Genomic DNA, 21307 nt, shown 5'->3' with positions numbered 1-21307 from the left:
CAGCGGGAGGGGGACTCCCGCGGCTGCTCCGGATGGCGGGGCCCGACGGCCCCTGGGAGCCCGTGCGCCAGGACCTCGCCGGCACCGGCACGGCCCTGGTGTACGGGGTGCTCACCCAGTGGAGCGTCCACCTGCGCGAGCCGGAGCGGCTGCGGGAGGTGCTCGGGCGGGACTGGCAGCGCTACCAGCGCATCGGCCACGCCCGGGCCAAGGAGCGCTTCCTGGCCTCGCGGCTGCTGCTGCGCCGCACGGCCGCCGAGGTGATCGGGACCACGCCGGACCAGGTGGACCTGGCGTACGAGCCCGGCGGCCGCCCGTACGTGCGCGGCTGCGACCAGATCGACGTCAGCCTCAGCCACACCCAGGACGTCCTGGTGGTCGGCGTCACCCGGCGCGGCCGGATCGGCGTGGACGTGGAGCTGGCCGACCGGCGGATGGCGGGCACGGCCTCGGAGGCCCAGGGCTACACGCCCTACGAGCGGGAGGCGCTGGACGCGGACGCGGCGGAGCGCCGCAACGACCTGCTGGTGCGGCTGTGGACGCTCAAGGAGGCGTACAGCAAGGCGCGCGGGCAGGGGCTGCGGTTCCGCTTCACCGAGTTCGGCTTCGCGCTGGACGGCGAGCAGGCGCGGCTGGTCAGACCGGACGGCGGGCCGGTCGCGGACGGCTCGGCCTGGACGTTCGGCACCGTCGCCCTGGAGGGGCGCTTCGTGGTCAGCGTCGCCGTGTTCGACGCGGGCTTCGGCAGCGGCAGCGACCTGTCGGTGCAGACGGTGCTGGACGAGGGGCTGCTGGAGGCGCTGCTGAACTCCTCGGGGCGCAGCTAGAGTTCGGCTGCGGGATCCGGCGCTACGGGATCCAGCCGGCGTCCTCCGCGATGCGGATGGCGTCGACCCGGTTGCGGGCGTTGAGCTTGGTGACGATGGCGGTCAGGTAGTTCTGGACGGTGCCCTTGGAGAGGTACAGCGAGGCGGCGATCTCGGTGACGGCGGCGCCGTGCGCGGCCTGCCGCAGCACCTCCAGCTCGCGCGGGGACAGCGGGTTGGCCGGCGCGTCCCAGGCGGACATCGCCAGCTGAGGGTCTATCACCCGCTGACCCTGCGCCACCGCCCGCACCGAGCGGGCGAGTTGCTCGGGCGGGGCGTCCTTGAGCAGGAAGCCGCACACGTGCGCGGCCATCGCCCGGCGCAGGGTGCCGGGGCGGCCGAGGCTGGTGAGGATCAACGCCCGGCAGCTGGGCAGTCGTTCGCGCAGGGCGGCCGCCGCGGTGAGACCGTCCATGCCGGGCAGGTCGATGTCGATGACCGCGACGTCGGGCCTGGTCTCGAGCGCCGTCTTCACGATGACGTCGCCCCGGTCCACCGAGGCGACCACCTCGAAGTCCGGTTCGAGCTCCAGCAGGGCGACCAGTGCGCCGCGGATCATCTGCACGTCCTCGGCGAGGAGGATCTTCGTCGACAACATGCAATCCCTCGTGGTCGGGGTCCGTGGTCGGGTTCCGCCCGGTACCGGAGATCTTCTCAGGCCACCGCCTGCGGAACGTCATGGGGAGCGGCGGTGGCCGGCACCTGGGGCTTGAGCGGCGCCTCGACCAGCAGGTGGAACCGGCCGTCCTCCCGGACGCCCGCCTCCACCCGGCCGCCGATGGCGGCCAGCCGGGTCTCCAGGTTCCCGATCCCGCTGCCGCTCCAGGGGGCCGGGGGGTGGACGGTCTTGGTCACGCCGTCGTTCACCAGTCGGAGAAAAACCGTTTCTTCGTCGGAGTGAGCACGGATTTCGCAGTGCTGGACTCTGCTGTGGCGCAGGATGTTGGTCACCCCCTCGCGCAGCGCGGTGGCCAGCACGGTGTCCACCACCGGGTGCAGCCGCGAGCAGGCGACCTCCACCTCGGCCTTCACGTCGGCCGACCTCAGCGTCGAGGCGACGGAGTCGACCTCGGCCGCCAGGGACATCTCCCGGTAGCCGCTGGCCACCAGCCGTACGTCGGCCAGCGCCTGCCGGGAGATGTCCAGCACCTCGGCGATCTCCTCCCGTGCCCGGTCGGGCCGGCTGGTGACCAGCCGGTTGACCAACTCGGTCTTGAGGGTGATCGACGAGAGGCTGTAGCCGAGCAGGTCGTGCAGGTCCCGGGCGAAGCGCAGCCGCTCCTGGAGCACCGCCGCCCGGGCGCGTTCCTCCCGGGAGGAGAAGACCTCCTCGACGAGGTCGGCCAGCCTGGTGAGCCCGTAGATGATCAGGCCCGTCAGGGTGGTCGACTGCGCCACGTAGATGGTCATCAGCGGTTCCACGCCCGTGACCCAGGCATGGACGAACGCCGTCAGGCAGCAGACGCCGTACAGCGTCCACCCGGGCCGCCTGGGCAGGAGCAGCAGGCAGGAGCCGGCCAGGCACCCCAGCATCCCGCCCCAGTTGGCGCCGAAGACCAGGATCGGCCCGAGGGTGAACACGGCCTGCACGACCAGCATCACGATCCTCTTCCGCATCGGCCACCAGCGGGCCTTCGCGGAGGAGTTGAACAGCTGGATGGAGAAGACGGCGGCGGAGCACGCCAGGGCCACCACGGCCTTGCCGCCGCTGACGCCGTCGCGCAGCACGTTGTTGAAGACGATCAGGCCGAAGCAGAAGAGGGCGAAGACGGTGATGCCCCGGGCAAGTCGGGGGGCCGGAAGATCGGCCGAGGACGTGCCCGTTCTGCCAGCCATACCGCTTCCCCCCATGTCAGCGCCCCGGTCGGCGTGCATGCTACCGCGCGCTCAACCAGAGCGTCACGGAAACGTACGGGACCGTCGCCGTCCGTTCAAGCTTCTTGTCGTATGAACGTACGAATACTCAGCCGAAACTCAGACGAACAGGGGAATCGGGTTGAGATCCGTGTCGACGGTCGGCCCGGTGAGTAGACCGAGTCGTACCGGCACATCGAAGATACGACCCGGGGCGAATCTTGCCCAGAAATGGCGCATCCCGGGGGCGATCACCTTGACGACCGGGATCTCGACGTCGGGCCGGGTCTGGTCGAGTACGAGCAGTTCCATCCCCTTCGCCCGGACCAGCCGTTCCGCCTCCGCCACGTCCTCCCGGAGGTCCCCGGAGGGCCGGTAGTCGTAGTCCGAGGGCCTGCGCGGAACCTGACCGGAATCCGGCAGCAGATATGGCTGATTCGCGACCGTCGCCGACGACCACCAGGCGACCACCTCGGGATCGGCGGCCCGGAGCCCGCCGTCCGGACTGCCCCCGGACGGAAGGAACTGCCCCATTTCGGTCAGCGCCCGCCGCAGCGCCAGCCTCGGATCGTGGTGCGCCCCGAAGCCGAACGCGATCTCCTCCGCCGGCCGTCCCACCTGGCGGGACAGCGCCACGAACACCGGGATCCCGAAGTCCGAGGTCACGTCCAGTACCCAGACCTGACGGCCGGTCATCGCGTACGCCTGGCGCAGCGTGGCCGTCCACGGGTCGTCGAAGGCGTCCAGGTCCACCGCCGGATGGCGGGTGCGGTTGTACCACCACAGCGCCACCGCGTCCCGCTCCACCAGCTCCAGGAAGCCCTGCACGATCGCGTCCTCCAGGCTGCTGCCCGCGGCGTTGCCGTTGGAGTCCGCCCACAGCCCGTCCGAGGGCCGCCCCGGCGCGTTGCCGTAGTACAGCAGGGAGGTCGGCAGCAGCCGCTGCCGGCCGGTGGTGAGCGACTGCACCGGGGTCCAGTCCACCGGGCGGTCCGGATCGAAGCGCTCCGGCACGTGGTGCAGCGCCGAACCGCTCGCGTTCCAGCGCGCCCGCTCCCGGAACTGCCGCTCCGAGTACAGCTGGCAGTCGTTCGGGTGCAGCGCCACCGGGCCCAGGGCGCGCAGCGAGTCGCGCACCACCGGCTCGTCCCCCTGTCGCGTCCCGCTGTAGCGCTCGGCCGCCTCGCACAGCGCCCCCACCTTGGCGTCCAGCGCGGTGGCCCCCTTGCCGCCGCTCAGCGCGCGCAGCCCGGCCCGCAGCCCGCCCAGCGAACCGCTGCGCATCGCCAGATTGCGGCCCGACACGTAGCAGTTGATCCCCTCCGGCGCCCGCTCGTCCCGGCGGACCTCCTCGACGATGCCCGTCACCGGGCTCACCAGGTGCTCGTGCCGGCGCAGCATCTCCGCCGGGGCGAGCGCCCGGTGCCCGCCGCCCGTCTCCGGCGACTTCGGGCGCGGCCGCACCACCAGGGGGCCCAGCACCTGACGCGCCACCAGGCCGGGATCCCCGCACTCCGGGCACTGCGGGCGCCGCACCACCGTGTGGTGACGGCTGCGCAGCGTCGCCGTGTCCAGGGTGCAGACGGCGTCGTCCTCGCCGCCGCGCGCCCCCGCCAGCCACCTCGCCGCCGCCAGCACCGCCGCCTGAAGGCCCATCGCCCGCCCGGCCGCCAGCGACGCCTCCGGCCGGGCCACCGGCCCCTGGTGCCCCAGCGCCCGCTGCAACGGGATCTCGCTGTGCCGGTGGCCCCACAGCCGGTGCGCCAGACAGGACCAGCAGGGGCCCGCCTGAGGGCGGAACACCGGCCCGACCCACGGCTGCGCCCCGCACGGGCGCGCCAGCAGCCAGGGCGTTCCCGCCGCCAGGTGCTCGGCGTTGATCCGCTCCAGCTCCGGGTGCAGGTAGTCGTCCGTGAGCACCAGGGTCAGCACCTCGGTGTCCGGCCCGGGTCTCTCGCCCCTCGCGAGCACCCGCAGCCCCGACTCCCGGCACGCCCGGCGGGCCGGCCCCGGCTCCGGGCGGCCCAGCGTCACCACCCTGACCGCCGCCCGCGCGAGCGAACTGTCGGCCCCGTCCAGGCCGAGCAGGTCCCAGTAGGCGAGCGCCGCCTCGTCCTCCGCCGGGCGGTGGTAGCCCAGCAGTTTGGCCTGGGCGAGACGGGCCAGGACACGGCTCGCCTCCCCGGGAGTCATCGTGTCCGCCGCCTCGTCGAGCACCCGCTCCAGCGAGCGGGTGCCGTCCAGCAGCGGGGCGAGGCGCTCCACGTGACGCCCGGCCACCGCCGTGACGCCGTTGGCGGAGAGCAGATAGGTCGCCTCGCCCGGTACCACTTCAGCTCGCAGATGCCGCTTGAACCCCAGCGGCAGACCTCTGGCCCCCGTGTCCGCCATCGCGGTCAGCCGACGCGCGACGGGTCGAAGCAGAACGCGCAGCTGCCGGCGAAGCCGACGCCCGGCCCGTCCAGCTCCTCGATCAGGATCGTGTCGGCGTCCCCGACCGTCCCGCCCAGGTAGAGCGGCTCCCCGGCCGACAGGCCGAACTCGGCCAGCACGGCCACCGGGTCGGCCGCGTAACGCTGCGCCAGCTCCGGCTCCAGACCGCTGCGGACGGTCAACTCGGCGAAACGGCGGTCCTCCTGGGTGACGCTCACACGGGCACTGGTGTCGCGGGCGATGGTCTTCATGGGGTGCCTCCTGAGTCGCTGAATCGCGATACCGACCGGTCGTGATTCCGTTCGGTCGTGGTCCAGGAGTCTGCGGACAAGCCGGGCCCCGGGCCCAGTGGTGTACTCACCCTCGCGCCATGACATTTTCACGGTTCCGCTCGTGACGCCCTCACTGGGCCTCACGGCGTGCTGGTGCCAGGCTCGACCCCATCTTCGACCACGACCGCCGGGGGACGACCGACGGGAGGCCGGAAAGGGGAGAACACCATGGACATCAAGATCCTGGGGCCGTTGTCGGCCACTGAGTACGGAGTGTCGATCGTTCCGAGCGCGGCCAAGCCGCGCCAGATCCTGGCACTGCTCGCACTTCAGGCGGACCGGGTGGTTACGGTACCCACCCTGATGGAGGAGATCTGGGGGACCGAGGTGCCGCGCAGCGCCGCGACCACCCTCCAGACGTACATCCTCCAGCTGCGCCGCCGCATCGCCCTCGCCCTCGCCGGCGACAGCGACACCCACGCCAAGGAGGTGCTGGTCACCCAGCACGGCGGCTACCTGCTGCGCGTCCAGCCCGGACAGACCGACGTCCAGGAGTTCGAGCAGCTCGCCGCCTCCGGCCGCGCCGCCTACGACGCCGCCGACTACCGGGCCGCCTCCGAACTCCTCGGCGGCGCCCTCGCCCTCTGGCAGGGCCCGGCCCTGGTGGACGTCAAGGTCGGCGACGTCCTCGAACTGGAGGTGTTGCGCATGGAGGAGGGCCGGATGGCCGCCCTGGAGCGCCGCCTCGACGCCGACCTGCGCCTGGGCCGGCACAACGAGCTCATCGCCGAACTGCGCGTCCTCACCGCCCGGCACCCCATGCACGAGTCCTTCTGCGGGCAGCTGATGCTCGCCACCCACCGGGCCGGCGGCGCCTGGCGCGCCCTCGAGGCGTACCAGCGGCTGCGCAACACGCTGGTGGACGAGCTCGGGCTGGAGCCCTCGCCGCGCCTGCAGCGGCTGCACCGCGCCGTCCTCCAGGGCGACCCGGAGCTCGACCTGGTGGCGACCACCAGCTTCTGAACTCCCGTAGCTTCAACGAGAGTTCGCGCAGCTCACGCACACTCCACGAACACCCGAGCGGCCGTCGAGGGCCCGCCCGAACCATGGCGGAACCGGTGAACGGCGGCACGCCACAAGCGGGAAGACGCCGCCAAAGGCACAGCCCGCCCGGGGCGGAAGACGGGAATCAGCCCCAACTCCGCCCCGGGCCACCGGAACAGCGCAAGCACCGACACAGCCAGCGGCCCGACCGAAGGGAACCACAGTGGTCCGCACCGTTTTGACCGGCAGCAGCCCGCAGCTGCGGCCGGCCACCCAGAAGGCGAGGTGAAGCAGATGCGCAGAGTCGTGATCACGGGCCTCGGGGTCGTCGCCCCCGGCGGCGTCGGCGTGAAGAACTACTGGGAGCTGCTCACCGCGGGCCGCACGGCCACCCGCACCATCTCCTTCTACGACGCCTCCCCGTTCCGCTCCCGGGTCGCCGCCGAGTGCGACTTCGACCCCCGGGCGGCGGGCCTGAGCCCGCAGGAGATCCGCCGGCTCGACCGGGCCGCGCAGTTCGCGGTCGTCTCCACCCGCGAGGCCATCGCCGACAGCGGCCTCGACCTCGCCGCCCTCGACCCCTCCCGGGTCGGCACCTCGCTGGGCAGCGCGGTCGGCTGCACCACCAGCCTGGAGCGCGAGTACGTCGTCGTCAGCGACGGCGGCAGGAAGTGGAACGTCGACCACGAGTACGCCGTCCCCGAGCTGTACCGGCACTTCGTGCCCAGCTCGATGGCCGCCGAGGTCGGCTTCGCCGCCGGCGCCGAAGGCCCGGCCGTGGTCGTCTCCACCGGCTGCACCTCCGGCCTGGACTCGCTCGGCCACGCCGTCGAGCTCATCCGCGAGGGCACCACGGACGTCATGGTCGCCGGCGCCACCGAGGCCCCGATCTCCCCGATCACCTCGGCCTGCTTCGACGCCATCCACGCCACCACCCCGCGCAACGACACCCCCGAGAGCGCCTGCCGGCCCTTCGACCGCACCCGCAGCGGCCTGGTCCTCGGCGAGGGCGCGGCCATCCTCATCCTCGAGGAACTGGAGAGCGCCCGCCGGCGCGGCGCCCACATCTACGCCGAGATCGCCGGTTTCGCCTCCCGCTGCAACGCCTTCCACATGACCGGCCTCAAGGAGGACGGCCGGGAGATGTCGCAGGCCATCGACGCGGCCATGGACGAGGCCCGCCTCGCACCGGACGCCCTCGACTACATCAACGCCCACGGCTCCGGCACCAAGATGAACGACCGCCACGAGACCGGCGCCTTCAAGCGCAGCCTCGGCGAGCACGCCTACGCCACCCCGATCAGCTCCATCAAGTCGATGATCGGCCACTCCCTCGGCGCCATCGGCTCCCTGGAGATCGCCGCCTGCGCCCTGGCCATGGAACACGGCATCCTGCCGCCCACCGCCAACCTGCACGAGCCCGACCCGGAACTCGACCTCGACTACATCCCGCTGGTCGCCCGGGAGCAGAGGACCGACACCGTGCTCAGCGTCGGCAGCGGCTTCGGCGGGTTCCAGAGCGCCATGGTGCTGGCCCGGCCGGAGAGGAAGGACGCAGCATGAGCGCCACCACCGTCGTCACCGGCCTGGGCATCGCCGCGCCCACCGGCCTGGGCACCGAGGACTACTGGAAGGCCACCCTCGCCGGTGAGAGCGGCATCCGCCCCATCACCCGCTTCGACGCCGACCAGTACCCCTCCCGCCTCGCCGGGGAGGTGCCCGGCTTCGTCGCCGAGGACCACGTCCCCAGCCGGCTGATGCCCCAGACCGACCACATGACCCGCCTCGCGCTCGCCGCCACCGAATGGGCCGTCAACGACGCCGGCCTCGAGGCCGGCCAGCTCCCCGAGTTCGGCATGGGCGTGGTCACCGCGGCCTCCGGCGGCGCCGTCGAGTTCGGCCAGCGCGAGCTCCAGCAGCTCTGGAGCAAGGGCAAGGAGTACGTCAGCGCGTACCAGTCCTTCGCCTGGTTCTACGCCGTCAACACCGGCCAGATCTCCATCCGCCACAAGATGCGCGGCCCCAGCGGCGTCCTGCTCAGCGAGCAGGCCGGAGGCATCGACTCCCTCGGCCACGCCCGCCGGCACGTGCGCAAGGGCATCCCGCTGGTCGTCTCCGGCGGCGTCGACGCGGCCGTCTGCCCCTGGGGCTGGCTGCCGCAGATCGCCTCCGGGCGCCTGAGCACCGTCAACGACCCGGCCCGCGCCTTCCTGCCCTTCAGCGCGGACGCCGCCGGCCACGTCGCCGGCGAGGGCGGCGCCATCCTCGTCGTCGAGGACGCCGACTCCGCCCGCGAGCGCGGCGCCCGCCAGGTCTACGGCGAGGTCGCCGGCTACGCCGCCACCCTCGACCCCGCCCCCGGCTCCGGCCGCCCGCCCGGGCTGCGCCGCGCCGCCGAGACGGCCCTCGCCGACGCGGGCCTCACCCCGGCCGACGTGGACGTGGTCTTCGCCGACGCCGCCGGCGTCCCCGAGCTCGACCGCGCCGAGGCCGAGGCCATCACCGGGATCTTCGGCGACCGGGCCGTGCCCGTCACCGCGCCCAAGACCATGACCGGGCGCCTGCTCGCCGGCGGCTCCGCCCTGGACGTCGCCACCGCGCTGCTCTCCCTGCGCGACGACGTCGTCCCGCCCACCGTCAACGTGGGCGCCGCCGCCCCCGAGTACCGGCTCGACCTGGTCACCGAGGCCCGCGAGGCGCGGCTGCGCACCGCGCTGGTGCTCACCCGCGGCTACGGCGGCTTCAACGCCGCGCTCGTGGTCCGCAAGGCGTCCTGACGATCCCCGGCGATCCCCGGCGATCCCCGGCGATCCCCGGCGATCCCCGGCAATCGCTGACGATCCGTCAGTTCAGGCCCAGCTCCCGTTGTTTCGAGGAACCCCACCACCCGTACGCAGAGAGGACCCGTCATGCCCATCACGACCGAACTCACCCTCACCGACCTGACCCGGATGCTGCGCGAGTGCGCCGGTGAGGAGGAGGGCATCGACCTCGACGGCGACGTCATCGACACCCCGTTCATCGAGCTCGGCTACGACTCGCTGGCGCTCCTCCAGGTCATCGGGCAGGTCCAGCGCGAGTACGGCGTGATCATCCCGGACGACGCCGTCGTCGACGCCGAGACCCCGCGCGCGCTGCTCCAGCTGATCAACGGCGCCGCCTGAGCCGCCGCCGGCCGCCGCCCCGCCCGAACGGCGGGGCGGCCCGCGTTCGCCCTGGCTCCTGCCCCCAGCCTCGCAAGGAGAGCACGGATGTCGCTCACCGCACGTACCGCCGTGACCCGCCGGCTGACCGTCGAGGCCGGCGGCGCCCCCCTCACCCGCACGTCCGCCGACGTGGCCGGACCCCTCCTGGACGCCCTCGGCGGACTACCCGTCCGCCGGCCCGCCCGGACCGTCCTCTACATCGGCGGCTTCCCCGCCCCGTCCCACCAGGTGCCCGACCACTTCCTCGACCTGCCCGTGCGCACCGCCGCCACCCCCGGCGAGGCCACCCGCCTCGCCCACGAGGACCTCCAGGCCAAGCGCACCGACCGCGCCCTGCTCGCCACCCTCGACGACCCGGCCACCGGCACCCTCACCGCCCAGGTGCTGCGCCGCGCCGCCGAGGCCCTCGCCGACGGGGACACCGTCGTCGGGCTCCTCGAGTTCGCCCCCGGCGACCGCTTCACCGTCGAAGCGCCCGTCCTGCGCCCGCTGCGCCACGGCGGCCACCGGCCCGACCCCGGCACGCCCCGGCTGGTCATCTGGTCCGGCCTCGACACCGGCGACGAGACCCGGGTGCGCGGCGAACTCCTCACCCTCGTCGAGCGCCTCGACCCGGAGGGCTTCGCCGCCCTGCCCACCGCCCCGCCGCACGGCCGGGCGCTCGGCCCCGTCCGCGCCACCGCCGTCACCACCGCGCACGAGGCCCCCGCCGCCATCGCCAAGGCCCGTACCGTCACCACCCGCCACCCCCGGCCCGTCGCGCTGCTGTTCCCCGGGCAGGGCTCCCAGCACACCGCGATGGCCGCCGGACTGTACGGGCGGGAGCCGGTGTTCACCGCCGCGATCGACGCCGTCTTCGAGCTGCTGGAGGAGGTCGGCCCCGCGATCCGCGCCGACTGGCTCGGCGTGCTCGACGGGCGGGCGCCCACCATCGAGGTCGACGACGTGCGCCGCGCCCAGCCGCTGCTGTTCGCCGTCGACCACGCCCTCGGGCGGATGGTCCTCGGCTGGGGGGTCCGGCCCGCGGCCGTGCTCGGGCACAGCGCCGGGGAACTGGTCGCCGCCACGCTCGCCGGGGTGGTCTCGCTCTCCGACGCCGTCGGGATGATGCGCGAACGCGTCGTCCAGGCCGTGAAGATCCCGCCCGGCGGGATGCTCGCCGTCGGCGCCGCCGAGCGCGTCCTGCGGCCGTACCTGACGGGCGACGTGGCCATCGCCGCCGTCAACGCGGCGCAGCAGACCATGCTGGCCGGGTCCACCGAGGTGCTGGCCGAGGTCGCCGAGCGGCTGCGGGCCGACGGTCACATCGCCGTCGCCGTCCCGGCCACCAGCCCGTTCCACTCCCCGGCGATGGCCCCGGCCTCCGACCTCGTCGAACTCGCCTACCGGGGCGTGCAGTTCGCCGAACCGGCGCTGCCGTTCTACTCCGGGTACACCGGGGACCTGATGACGCCCACCGAGGCCCTCAGCCCCCGCTACTGGGCCCGGCAGATCACCGACACCGTCAACTTCGCCCCCGCGCTGGACCAGCTCCTCGCCACCGAGGACGTCCTGCTGGTGGAGGCGGGCCCGCGCCAGACCCTCACCGCCTTCGCCCGCCGCCACCGGGCCGTGCGCCTCGGCGCCAGCGCGGCGGTGCCGCTGCTGCCGGCGCGCGGTGGCGGCGGCGAGGACGACCGGCGCTCGGTGCTCACCGCCGCGGCGGCCATCTGGTCCGAGGGCCACGACCTCGACCTGGACGCGCTGGCCCACCTGTGGACCTGGCACCCGGAGGCGGCCCCGGCCCCGCAGCCGGTTCCGGCGGCCCCGGTCACTGCCTGAGTCGCCCGAAAGCCTCCGGGCCCGCCCCGTCGCCCCCACGGGACGGACCCGGACCTCTCCGGGCCCGTCCCGCCCCCGGGGACGGGCCCGGTTCCTCCTTCGGCCCGCGGATCCGCGGGGATCAGCCGCTCGTCGTCGTGCCCGCGGGGGTGAGGCCGACGGTGAGGTGGTCGGCGAGCTGGGCGGCGAGCCGGCGGGCCTCGTCCTGGGTGAAGGACCCGCTGATGACCGCGCTGCCGCCGATGATGGCGCTGAGCACCGCCGGGTGGGAGACGACCAGGCCGTCCACCAGGATCGCGAACTGGTTGTTGGGCACCGGGTTCGTCGCGAGCCGCGCGGTGACGTTCGCGAACGCCTGCGCCCCGGCGTCGTCGAAGGTCAGCAGGATCTGCCACTTGCCGGTCAGCGGGTCGACGGAGGACTCCGCCTTCTTCACGTTCTTCCCGTCGACGGCCACCGGGCCGAGCGCCAGCTTCTCCCAGTAGTTCCCGGTGGTGACCATGGTGCGGGAACAGGCGACGGCCTCCGCGGTGGGCGCCGTCTGGCGGTCGGTGCGCTGCTCCATCGCGGTGCAGTCCAGCGCGCGGAACGCCTCCGCCAGGCCGGCCGGGACCGCGCCCTCGGTCGTCGCCGTGGTGCCACCGGTGGACGGGGTCGATGGGGTCGATGGGGTGGACGGGGTGGACGGGGCGATGGCGAGGACGGGCCGGAAGTTGAGTTCGCTCTGCGCGGTCAGGGCGGCGAGCTCGTCGGGGGTGCTGTTCACCGCGCTCACCGTGATCCTCCCCCCGCTCACCCCGATCATCGGCGCGGTCAGACCGAGAACGGTGGCCCGCTTTCTCAACTGCTCGGCTGTCTCGGTGAGTTCGGCCTCCGTGGCGGCCCGCTTCGGCGTGTAGGCGGCGGACGTGCGCGGGCCGTCCGGAACCGGCGGGACGCCGGTGGGCGTCGAAGCCGCCGTACCGCCCTCGCTCGTGCACGCCGTGAGCAGCACCGCCACCGCCGCACCGGACAGGAGAAACCCGTACCTGAGTCGCATACCCCCAGTCTTCCTCCCGGCGTGCGTGCCACTCGTCCGAGTAACCGACATGTGACCTACGGAAAGGCCGTGGCCGTGTTCATCGTGATCGTCCTCCTCCTCGCCGGTGTCGGCCTGGTCCTGATGGGCTACGAGAAGCTGCACACCGCCGTCCCCACCTGCTTCGGCAAGCCCATGGAGCCCGGCCAGATCTGCTACGCCCGGGACCCCGGTCCCCCGGGCGACGGCATGCCGGCGCCCCAGAACTCCACCTACGCCGAACAGCTGGACAGCCTGACCAGCGGCGGCTGGACGGCCGTCGTCATCGGCGTGGTCCTGATCGTGATCGCCCTGCTGGTGGCGGCCTCCGTCGCGGCGAGCGAGTAGCGAGCGAGTGGCGCGCAAGCCCGGTGGTCCGGTCGGCTGACGCCGCATCGAATGGCGCAGGATCACGGTCCGGCCGTTCGCCCACGATGCGGCCCTCGCCGAGGATGGGGAGGCCGGGGAATCGAACACTCCTGCGCGTCGGTGGGATGGACCCGGTGGCACTGTCCGATGAGTGAGGAGAGCGCTCGTGGTGAGATCCGCACGCCCCCGGCGAGCCGCCCTGGCGGCCGTCCTGGGCCCCGGGGTCGCGCTGGCGGTGATGGTTCCGTCGGTCCCGTCGGCCGCCGCCCCGGAGGCCGGCAAGCTGCCGCCCTACCCGGTGGCCGAGGTGCTGGACGGGGAGAAGAAGCTCGCGTCGGTGAAGGAGGTCACCTCGCTCTGCGAACGGGTGAAGGCGTGCGACTTCCGGATGTACGGCGCGCCGCGCGAGTACGTCAGCGCGGTGTTGTCCGTCGGCAACGCGGCGATCAACTGCACCGACTCGGACATGGTGATCGACCGCACCGTCACCTTCGTGACCAGCAGCACGGACAACATCGCCGGCCAGATCTCCGGCAAGGCCGCCATCGAGGGCGGGGTGGACACCACGGTGACCGTCGCCGGCTCGGGCACGGCCACGGCCGGGATGGTCAACGGCATCACCAACTTCGGACCCAACAAGGACAAGGGCCCGTACACCGAGGACCAGGGCAAGAACACGATCGAGGGCACGGGCACGGTCGCGGGCTCCAACGCCCTGCACCTGGGGGCGAAGGCGACCTTCGAGCTGGCCTTCCAGGCGTCCTTCTCCCGGCAGTGGCAGGCGGTGACCACCGAGTCGACCAAGGTGCAGTTCACCGTCAGCCCGGGGGACGAGCTGCAGTTCGGGGTGGTGAACGCGATGTCGCGCACCTCGGGCGTGCTCAAGGTCAACGACACCGGGAAGCTGATCAAGAACGTGACGGTGGACAGCCCGTCGAGCGTCAACGTCAGCTCGGTGGTGGCGCAGACGTACTCCGTCCCGGACAAGTGCCTGTCCCTGCGCCCCCCGGGGCGCTCCCTCGGCGGCGGGCTGACGGCGGTGGCGCCGGAGCGGGCGGAGAGCGCGCGCCGGGCGCCGGACGCGGTCTACGTCCGTACCGAGAGCGGCAGTTGGAGGAAGCGATGAAGCGGATGTCCCTGCCGGCGGCGCTGATCGCCGTGACCCTGAGTGCGGCGCCGGCGGTCGCGGACCCGGCGCCGGCCCCGGCGCCGGCCCCGGCCCTGTCCCCGGCCTCGGACGAGGCCGCCGCGATCGCCTCCAAGTGCGGTGAGGAGTACGGCTGTTCGTACCGCATCCTGCCGGAGGTGTCGCGCGAGTACGCGGCGGCCGTACTCTCGGTCGGCAACGCGGTGGTCAACTGCACCGGCAAGGCGATCGACATCGAACGCAACGTCGTCCTGGAGTCGAGCACCACGGACAACATCGCGGGCCAGATCTCCGGCAAGGCCGCGCTGGAGGGCGTGATCGACAACACCACCGACGCCTCGGCGAGCGCCACCGTCAGCAACAAGACCGAGGTCACCCACATCGACCACACCGCCCCGACCGACAAGGGCCCCAACCAGGACATCACCAACGGCGGGACCTTCACCATCGGCGGCACGGCGAGCGGCGCCGGGCAGCTCAAGCTCAGCGCGAAGGCCTCCTTCGAGCTCGCCTTCCAGGCCACCTACTCGCACGAGTGGAAGCGCAGCATCAGCGAGACCACCCAGGTGAAGTTCACCGTACGGTCGGGCGACGAGCTGCAGTTCGGCGTCCTCAACGCGATGAACCGCACGGTGGGTGAGCTGCGGGTGGACTCCATCGGCAAGCTGATCAAGAACATCGTCGTGGACAGCCCGTCCAGCGTGAACGTCAGCACCGTCGTGGCGCAGACCTTCAGCGCCAAGGACCACTGCCTCTCGATCCGCCCGCCGGGGCGCGCGCTGCCCGACGGGCTGGTCGAGGTGCCGCCGCGCGCGTCCGGCGCCGTCCCCAGCGCCCGCTACCGGCTGGTCGGCGGTGCCTGGGAGGCTCTCGGCTGACGACGCGGATCGGCCGCCCACCCCTTCGTTCCGGGGTGGGCGGCCGATCCCGTTCGTTACGGGTTGAGGAGCTCGGTGCGCGCCTGAACCCCCGCCGGCGGAGCCTCGGCGGTGAGCAGCCGCTTGTCCGTCCCCGCGCCGTTGTCCGGCGTGTCGGCGGTCGGACGGGCGGAGCCGCAGCGCTTCAGCTCCGTCTCGGTGAGCGGCCCGCTGCGCTGGTAGTAGCGGTCCGGCATCGCGGTGGACGGCACGTCGAAGGTCGCGTCCAGCCGGTACTTGTTCCGGGAGTTGGTGAAGCTGCCCACCACCCGTTCGCGCGCCGGCTGCACCTCGATCCAGCTCATCTCCCCGGGCTGGATGGTCGGGTTGAGCCCCTTGGCGGTGGTCCGGCTCCAGGTCAGCGGCTGACTGGTGGCCACCGCCGCGCTGTTGCCGCCCGCCGCGCTGTACCCGGCCGCCGCCTGCGCGGCCAGGTTGGGGCGGCTGACCGAGATGTCCGAGCGGCTGGGCACCAGCGGGGCGCCCTTGAGCGCGTAGTACTGGGTGAGGTTGTCGTACGGCGGCTCGGTGACCTCCAGCTTCCGGTCGTCGACCACGGCGTTGCGGGTGCAGTTGATGTACACCTCGCCGACGATCCGGGTCTGGCCGTAGTAAGGGTACGAGTACTGCTTGTCCACCGTGAACACGCAGTTGCCGGCATTGCCCTCGCAGTCGTCCACCGCGACGCCCGGCTCCAGCGGCTCGTTGCCCTTGTACGCCTTCGGCCCCGGCAGCTGCTCCTTGCGGATGCGCTGGTCGACCGGCGCCGGGGTCTGCTTGGCGCCCACGTTGGTGATCAGTGGGCCGCAGGAGAGCGAGTCGCGCTTCTCGGCGGACTCGAAGGAGACCATCGGGTTGTCCTCCGGGGCGGTGAACTCGAAGCTGCGCCCGGTGGTCCAGTTGGCGGTGCCGACGGTGTCGCTGCCCTTGGTGGTGACCTGCGGGTCGGGCGGGTTGCCGGGGGCGATCAGCGCGACGTTGTACGTCTGGCCGTCCTTGAGCTGTTCGGCCGTGCAGCGGCGGTCCACGCCCGGGCTGTCGTCCCAGGTGAGGGTGACGTGGGAGCCGTTCCGCACCCCCCAGAGGCGGGTGCGCAGCACGAGGGCCGCGCCGTTCCAGTTGAGCGAGGCGGCCTGGTAGCCGCTCGGGTGCTGGGCGAGGGCCTTGCCGAAGACCACGCCGTTGTTCTCCGGTGACCAGTCGGTGTGCCCGGCGGCCGTGCCGTTGTCGGGGGCGACGGGCTGCGCGAAGGTGCCGTTGAGCACCGGGACGTCCACCGTGTCGGCGGCCCGCGCGGGCGGGGCGGCGAGTGCGAGGGCCGCGCTGAGCGCGCAGCCGAGGACCAGGGACCGGCGCGTCATCAGCAGAACCACCAGTCGCTCGGCGGGACGACGGCGTCGCCGGGCTTCACCGAGCCGGTCAGGGCGTTCGGCAGGGCGCACAGGTCGTTCGCCGCCGCGTTCGGCTCCTGGTCGCGGGGCACCTTGTTGAAGTTGTCCACGGCCTGGGTCTCCTTGTCGATCCCGGCGTGCTCCTTCTCGCCCTTGCCGGCCACCTCGGAGAGGCAGTCGCGGTTGGAGGGCGGGCACTTGTCGATCTTGTCCTTGTTGTCGGCGGCGGTCTTGCACCCGGGGTCGTCCGGCTTGTCCTTGCACGGGTCGCTGGAGCCGGTGCTCGCGGGCGAGCCGAGCGGCGGCGCCGTCTGCTTCGCGGCGACGTTGGTGATCAGCGCGCCGCAGGCGGGCTTGTCGGTGTCGGTGGAGGCGAAGGTGACCTTCGGGGCGTCCTCGGCGGCGGTGAAGGAGTAGGTGCGGCCGTAGAACCAGTTGGCCTTGCCGTTGGGGTCGTTGCTGGTGAACGAGCCGGGCGTGTTGGTGTCACCGGCCACGGTCACGGTGTACGCCCGTTTGGCGTTGCCGGTGCCCACGCACTTGTCCGGGTTGTCGTCCCAGGTGAGGGTGACGGTGGCGCCCTTGCGGATGCCGGGCAGCTTGGTGCTGATGGCAATGCCGTTGCTGTTCCAGCCGAGGGTGGCGGCCTGGTAGCCGTTGCGGTGCTCGGCGCGGGCGGCCGAGGCCAGGCCGCCGGGGCTGTCCCAGTTGTCGATGCCCTTGGCGAAGTTCTGGCCGTCGGGCACGGCGGGGGAGGAGAAGGTGCCGTTCACCACCACGGCCGGCTCGGTGTCCTCCGCCCCCGCCGGTACCGGGGTCGCCAGGGCGATGGCGCCACCGAGGGTGACGGCCAGGAATCTGGCTCGATGCGTCCGCAGCACGGTGTCTCCCACTCAAATCGGCATAGAGCTCTGGTCATTGGGGGCGGAGGCTTCCTGTCGATCATCGGGCCCCCGGGTCATGCTTCGGGGGCCCGCTACGCGCCGCAACCGAGGACGGGCCGATAGGGCGAAGGCGAACGATCGGGCTGGTCCATAGGTGTGGAAAGTCCTCCGCATCCGCACGAATGTTCTCCCGATCGGGCAGACATGCCGATGATCCGCTCATCACTCCAGCCCGTGGCCGGGCGGCGCCCGCGCGCCGTCCGGCCGGGCCCATGAGGCACGCCACGTCACGTCACCTCTACGACCGTGAGGACCAGATGCTCCCGCTGCTGCACCGCACGTTCCGCCGTCTGCCCGTGACCGCCCTCCCCGCCGCCGCCGTCGGCCTCGCCCTGATCGGCAGCGCCGCCCTGCCCACCTCCGCCGCCTCCGCCTACGACCTGCGGCTGCGCTCCTGGGGCCTGAACACCAGCGGCCAGCTCGGTGACGGCACCAAGACCCAGCGCCTCACCCCCACCTCCGTCGTCGGCCTCTCCGGCGCCGAGCTCAACGCCGTCGCCGCCGGAGGCACCGGCGGCTCCACCGGCTCCGGCTTCGGCCTCGCCCTGCTCGCCAACGGCACCGTCGAAGCCTGGGGCAAGAACGACAAGGGCCAGCTCGGCAACGGCGCAACCGCCACCACCGACGAATGGGCCGTCCCCGGCCTGGTCGCCGGGCTCGGCGGCGTCGAGGCGATCGCCGCCGGCGGCTCCCACGCCCTCGCCCTGCTCAAGGACGGCACCGTCAAGGCGTGGGGCCTCAACGACAAGGGCCAGCTCGGTGACGGCACCATCGTCAACGCCAACCTGCCGGTCGTCGTCGCCGGGCTGGACGACGTCAAGGCCATCGCCGCCGGCGACACCTTCAGCATGGCCCTGCTCAAGGACGGCACCGTCAAGACCTGGGGCAACAACGACAAGGGCCAGCTCGGCATCACCGCCAAGCCCGCCCTCGCCAGCGCCCCCGTCCCCAAGCCCACCCCGGCCACCCGCACCACCGCCGCGCCCGTCCCCGAGCTGACCACCGTCAAGGGCATCACCGCCGGCGCCTCCCACGCCCTCGCGCTGCTCGCCGACGGCACCGTGATGGCCTGGGGCCTCAACGACAAGGGTCAACTGGGCGACGACACCACCGTGGACAAGCCCTACCCCGTCCCCGTCGTGGAGCTCAAGAACGTCACCGGGCTCACCGCCGGCGCCTCCCACAGCCTCGCGCTGCTCACCGACAAGACCCTGCGCGGATGGGGCCTCAACGACAAGGGCCAGGTCGGCGACGGCACCATCACCCAGCGCAACACCAGCGTGCCCGTCACCGGCGTCAGCAACGTGATCGGCATCGCCGCCGGCTCCGCCCACACCCTGGCCGTGCTCTCCGACGGCACCGTCCAGGCGTGGGGCCTCAACGACAAGGGGCAGCTGGGCGACGGCACCACCACCCAGCGCCTCACCGCCGTCCAGGTGCTGGCCAAGTCCGGCAGCGTCGCCATCGTCGCCGCCCCCTCCAACGGCAGCTTCAGCCTGGCGCGTTGACCTCCCTCTCCGATCCAGCAGGAAGGCACCACATGAGAATCCGCCCGCTGCTCGCCACCGCCGTCGCCGCACTCACCGCCCTCGGCCTCGCCGCCGTGCCCGCCGGCACCGCCCACGCCCAGGAGAAGCGCCTCAAGTCCTGGGGCAACAACCGCTCCGGCCAGCTCGGCGACGGCACCTGGACGGACTTCCGCACCACCGCCACCACCGTCCTCGGCCTCACCAGCGCCGAGGTCGTCAAGATCGCCGCCGGCGGCAGCAGCCCCACCAGCGGCCACGGACTCGCCCTGCTCACCGACCGTACGGTCCAGTCCTGGGGCGCCAACACCAACGGCCAGCTCGGCGACGGCTCGGTGTTCAGCCACAACGCCCCCGGCCAGGTCGTCAACCTCTCCAACGCCACCGACATCGCCGGCGGCGGCGCCCACAGCCTCGCCCTGCTCGCCGACCAGACCGTCGTCGCCTGGGGCAGGAACAACTACGGCCAGCTCGGCAACGGCACCAACATGGACAGCAGCGTGCCCGTGCGCGTCGAGGGCCTCAACAAGGTCATCGCCATCGCCGGCGGCCTCAACCACAGCATCGCCCTGCGCGAGGACGGCACCGTCTGGGCCTGGGGCTACAACATCAACGGCCAGCTCGGCGACGGCACTTCGGCCAGCCGCAACGTCCCCTCCCCGGTCGCCAACCTGAGCGGCGTCACCCGCATCGCCGCCGGCTGCAACCACAACCTCGCCCTGATCGGCCCGCCCAGCGGCCCCTCCAAGCCCACCAGCGGCAACGCGGTCAAGGCCTGGGGCTACAACGCCACCGGCCAGCTCGGCGACAACAGCACCATCAACCGCTACACCCCCGTCGACACCCAGGGCATCTGGCTCGGCGGCGTCTCCCAGCTCGCCGCCGGCTGCAACCACAGCCTCGCCGTCACCGACAGCGACAACAAGCTCAAGGCGTGGGGCCAGAACACCTCCGGCCAGGTCGGCGACGGCACCACCGACTACCGCATCACCCCCGTCCCCGTCCCCGGCGTCACCGGCGTCCAGCTCGTCACCGGCGGCCGCGAACACACCGTCGCCCTCCTCGGCAACAACACCGTCCAGTCCTGGGGCGCCAACGGCTCCGGCCAACTCGCCAACGGCACCACCACCGACAGCCCCACCCCCGTCACCTCCCTCACCGCCCTCACCGGCGTCGACAAACTCGCCGCCCCCGTGGGCGGCGACTTCACCCTCGCCAACTGACGCTCCCCGGCGCAGAAATGGGGCCCGGAAGGTGCAACGGCACCTTCCGGGCCCCACGTTCGTGCCCGCGGGTCAGACGACGCGGTGGAGCCAGCCGTGGGTGTCCGGGGTGCGGCCGTACTGGATGTCGAGGATGTGCTCGCGGATGGCGAGGGTGTGCTTGCCGGGGGTGGCGTTGCCGACGGTGAAGTCGGCGGTGGGGGACTTGAAGGCGGTGATGGGGGTGATGACCGCGGCGGTGCCGGCGGCGAAGACCTCGGTGACGGTGCCGTCGGCCGCGCCGTTGCGCAGGTCGGTGAGGCTGAAGGGGCGCTCGACCGGGGTGAGGTCGAAGTCGTCGGCGAGGGCGAGGACGGTGTCGCGGGTGAGGCCGTCGAGGATGGTGCCCAGGCCGGGGGTGACGAGTTCGCCGGCGGAGGTGACGAGGAACAGGTTCATCGTCCCGGACTCCTCCAGGTTGCCGTCGCCGCCGGTGTCGTCCAGGTAGAGCACCTGGTCGCAGCCGTTGCGGCGGGCCTCCATCTGGGCGGCGAGGCTGCCCGCGTAGTTGCCGCCGCACTTGGCGGCGCCGGTGCCGCCGCGGCCCGCGCGGGTGTACTCGCTGCTGACCCAGAGGGTGATGCCGGTGACGCCGCCGGAGAAGTACGGGCCGGCCGGGCCCGCGATGACCGAGTAGGTGACGTGCTCGGCGGGCCGCACGCCCAGGAATGCCTCGGAGGCGAACATGAACGGGCGCACGTAGAGGCTGCCCTCGCCCTGAGCCTCGGGCACCCACGCCTGGTCGGCGCGGACGAGCTCCTCGACGCTGGTGAGGAAGTCCTCCTCCGGCAGCTGCGGCAGGGCGAGGCGCTCGGCGGAGCGGGCGAAGCGGCGGGCGTTGAAGCCGGGGCGGAAGAGCCAGACGCTCCCGTCCGCGTGCCGGTACGCCTTGAGGCCCTCGAAGATCTCCTGGCCGTAGTGCAGCACCGCCGCGCTGGGGTGCAGGGAGTACGGCGCCAGTGGTTCGACGCGCCGCTCGTGCCAGCCGCCGTCGGGGGTCCAGACGGCGGTGGCCATGTGGTCGGTGAAGTGCTTGCCGAAGCCGGGGTCGGTGAGGATGTCGCGGCGCGCCTCTTCGGGGACGGGGTCGGTCGTCCGGGTGAGGGGGTAGGCGGGGCGTCCGGTATCGGCGGGGCTCATCGTCAACTCCTGGGCGCGGAGGGGGCCGTGGTCGGGTCCGGTCATGCTAACGCCGCCC

At 72.7% G+C, this 21307-nt stretch carries 19 protein-coding genes; 11 read left to right on the top strand and 8 right to left on the bottom strand.

Going from position 1 to position 21307, the window contains the following annotated elements; all coding sequences use genetic code 11:
• The first annotated feature begins 32 nt into the window (after nucleotides 1-32).
• Nucleotides 33-827, top strand: a complete 795-nt coding sequence (locus tag ACIBCA_RS09805; RefSeq protein ID WP_396282319.1) for a 4'-phosphopantetheinyl transferase family protein — start codon at nucleotides 33-35, stop codon at nucleotides 825-827.
• A gap of 22 nt (nucleotides 828-849) precedes the next feature.
• Here the strand turns inward: ACIBCA_RS09805 and ACIBCA_RS09800 are convergent, their stop codons facing one another.
• The 4 genes from ACIBCA_RS09800 to ACIBCA_RS09785 form a co-directional block, all read right to left on the bottom strand.
• The gene (locus ACIBCA_RS09800) at nucleotides 850-1464 is read right to left on the bottom strand and encodes a DNA-binding response regulator (RefSeq protein WP_396282318.1); all 615 of its coding nucleotides are present in this window, start codon (nucleotides 1462-1464) and stop codon (nucleotides 850-852) included.
• Nucleotides 1465-1520: 56 nt separating this feature from the next.
• Nucleotides 1521-2702, bottom strand: a complete 1182-nt coding sequence (locus ACIBCA_RS09795) for a sensor histidine kinase (RefSeq protein ID WP_396282317.1) — start codon at nucleotides 2700-2702, stop codon at nucleotides 1521-1523.
• 138 nt (nucleotides 2703-2840) lie between these two features.
• Nucleotides 2841-5111, bottom strand: a complete 2271-nt coding sequence (locus ACIBCA_RS09790) for a TOMM precursor leader peptide-binding protein (RefSeq protein ID WP_396282316.1) — start codon at nucleotides 5109-5111, stop codon at nucleotides 2841-2843.
• 5 nt (nucleotides 5112-5116) lie between these two features.
• Nucleotides 5117-5404 carry a hypothetical protein gene (locus ACIBCA_RS09785; RefSeq protein WP_396282315.1) on the bottom strand — a complete coding sequence of 96 codons (288 nt, stop codon included), beginning with the start codon at nucleotides 5402-5404 and terminating at the stop codon, nucleotides 5117-5119.
• Between the two features lie 249 nt (nucleotides 5405-5653).
• Here ACIBCA_RS09785 and ACIBCA_RS09780 point away from each other — a divergent pair, with 249 nt between their 5' ends.
• The 5 genes from ACIBCA_RS09780 to ACIBCA_RS09760 all read left to right on the top strand — a co-directional run bounded on the left by ACIBCA_RS09780 (nucleotide 5654) and on the right by ACIBCA_RS09760 (nucleotide 11496).
• Nucleotides 5654-6448, top strand: a complete 795-nt coding sequence (locus ACIBCA_RS09780) for a BTAD domain-containing putative transcriptional regulator (protein ID WP_396282314.1) — start codon at nucleotides 5654-5656, stop codon at nucleotides 6446-6448.
• Nucleotides 6449-6763: 315 nt separating this feature from the next.
• A complete protein-coding gene (locus ACIBCA_RS09775; protein ID WP_396282313.1) occupies nucleotides 6764-8032 on the top strand; it encodes a beta-ketoacyl-[acyl-carrier-protein] synthase family protein in 1269 nt (422 codons plus the stop codon).
• Nucleotides 8029-9246 carry a ketosynthase chain-length factor gene (locus tag ACIBCA_RS09770; RefSeq protein ID WP_396282312.1) on the top strand — a complete coding sequence of 406 codons (1218 nt, stop codon included), beginning with the start codon at nucleotides 8029-8031 and terminating at the stop codon, nucleotides 9244-9246. Before ACIBCA_RS09775 ends, ACIBCA_RS09770 begins: the two co-directional genes overlap by 4 nt.
• A 132-nt stretch (nucleotides 9247-9378) precedes the next feature.
• Entirely contained in the window at nucleotides 9379-9633 is a 255-nt protein-coding gene (locus tag ACIBCA_RS09765) for an acyl carrier protein (protein WP_031065897.1), read from the top strand.
• An 87-nt stretch (nucleotides 9634-9720) separates the two neighbouring features.
• Nucleotides 9721-11496: an acyltransferase domain-containing protein gene (locus ACIBCA_RS09760; protein ID WP_396282311.1), complete on the top strand. Its 1776-nt coding sequence runs from the start codon at nucleotides 9721-9723 to the stop codon at nucleotides 11494-11496.
• A 121-nt stretch (nucleotides 11497-11617) separates the two neighbouring features.
• On the opposite strand, the gene ACIBCA_RS09755 is transcribed toward ACIBCA_RS09760, so the two are convergent.
• A complete protein-coding gene (locus ACIBCA_RS09755) occupies nucleotides 11618-12535 on the bottom strand; it encodes a SecDF P1 head subdomain-containing protein (protein WP_396282310.1) in 918 nt (305 codons plus the stop codon).
• A gap of 69 nt (nucleotides 12536-12604) precedes the next feature.
• On the opposite strand from ACIBCA_RS09755, the gene ACIBCA_RS09750 reads away from it, so the two are divergent.
• The 3 genes from ACIBCA_RS09750 (at nucleotide 12605) to ACIBCA_RS09740 (ending at nucleotide 14947) form a co-directional block, all read left to right on the top strand.
• Nucleotides 12605-12901 carry a hypothetical protein gene (locus ACIBCA_RS09750; RefSeq protein WP_396282309.1) on the top strand — a complete coding sequence of 99 codons (297 nt, stop codon included), beginning with the start codon at nucleotides 12605-12607 and terminating at the stop codon, nucleotides 12899-12901.
• Between the two features lie 187 nt (nucleotides 12902-13088).
• Nucleotides 13089-14048 (top strand): hypothetical protein, encoded by a 960-nt coding sequence (locus ACIBCA_RS09745; RefSeq protein ID WP_396282308.1) that lies wholly within the window; start codon nucleotides 13089-13091, stop codon nucleotides 14046-14048.
• Nucleotides 14045-14947, top strand: a complete 903-nt coding sequence (locus ACIBCA_RS09740; RefSeq protein ID WP_396282307.1) for a hypothetical protein — start codon at nucleotides 14045-14047, stop codon at nucleotides 14945-14947. Before ACIBCA_RS09745 ends, ACIBCA_RS09740 begins: the two co-directional genes overlap by 4 nt.
• A gap of 56 nt (nucleotides 14948-15003) precedes the next feature.
• Here ACIBCA_RS09740 and ACIBCA_RS09735 read toward each other — a convergent pair whose 3' ends face one another.
• Nucleotides 15004-16347 (bottom strand): hypothetical protein, encoded by a 1344-nt coding sequence (locus ACIBCA_RS09735; protein ID WP_396282306.1) that lies wholly within the window; start codon nucleotides 16345-16347, stop codon nucleotides 15004-15006.
• On the bottom strand, nucleotides 16347-17270 hold the full coding sequence (locus ACIBCA_RS09730) for a hypothetical protein (protein ID WP_396282305.1): 924 nt from the start codon (nucleotides 17268-17270) through the stop codon (nucleotides 16347-16349). Before ACIBCA_RS09730 ends, ACIBCA_RS09735 begins: the two co-directional genes overlap by 1 nt.
• Nucleotides 17271-17533: 263 nt before the next feature.
• Between ACIBCA_RS09730 and ACIBCA_RS09725 the strand changes: the two genes are divergently transcribed.
• Both ACIBCA_RS09725 and ACIBCA_RS09720 read left to right on the top strand, forming a co-directional pair.
• Nucleotides 17534-18829, top strand: a complete 1296-nt coding sequence (locus tag ACIBCA_RS09725; protein WP_396282304.1) for an RCC1 domain-containing protein — start codon at nucleotides 17534-17536, stop codon at nucleotides 18827-18829.
• Between the two features lie 32 nt (nucleotides 18830-18861).
• The gene (locus ACIBCA_RS09720; RefSeq protein ID WP_396282303.1) at nucleotides 18862-20070 is read left to right on the top strand and encodes an RCC1 domain-containing protein; all 1209 of its coding nucleotides are present in this window, start codon (nucleotides 18862-18864) and stop codon (nucleotides 20068-20070) included.
• 72 nt (nucleotides 20071-20142) lie between these two features.
• Here the strand turns inward: ACIBCA_RS09720 and ACIBCA_RS09715 are convergent, their stop codons facing one another.
• Nucleotides 20143-21249, bottom strand: a complete 1107-nt coding sequence (locus ACIBCA_RS09715; protein WP_396282411.1) for a branched-chain amino acid aminotransferase — start codon at nucleotides 21247-21249, stop codon at nucleotides 20143-20145.
• Nucleotides 21250-21307: the final 58 nt, after the last annotated feature.

The organism is Kitasatospora sp. NPDC051170 (assembly GCF_044455705.1).
GTDB lineage: Bacteria > Actinomycetota > Actinomycetes > Streptomycetales > Streptomycetaceae > Kitasatospora.
The sequence above is the reverse complement of the archived record's forward strand: the minus strand, read 5'-3'. Positions and strand labels throughout refer to the sequence as shown.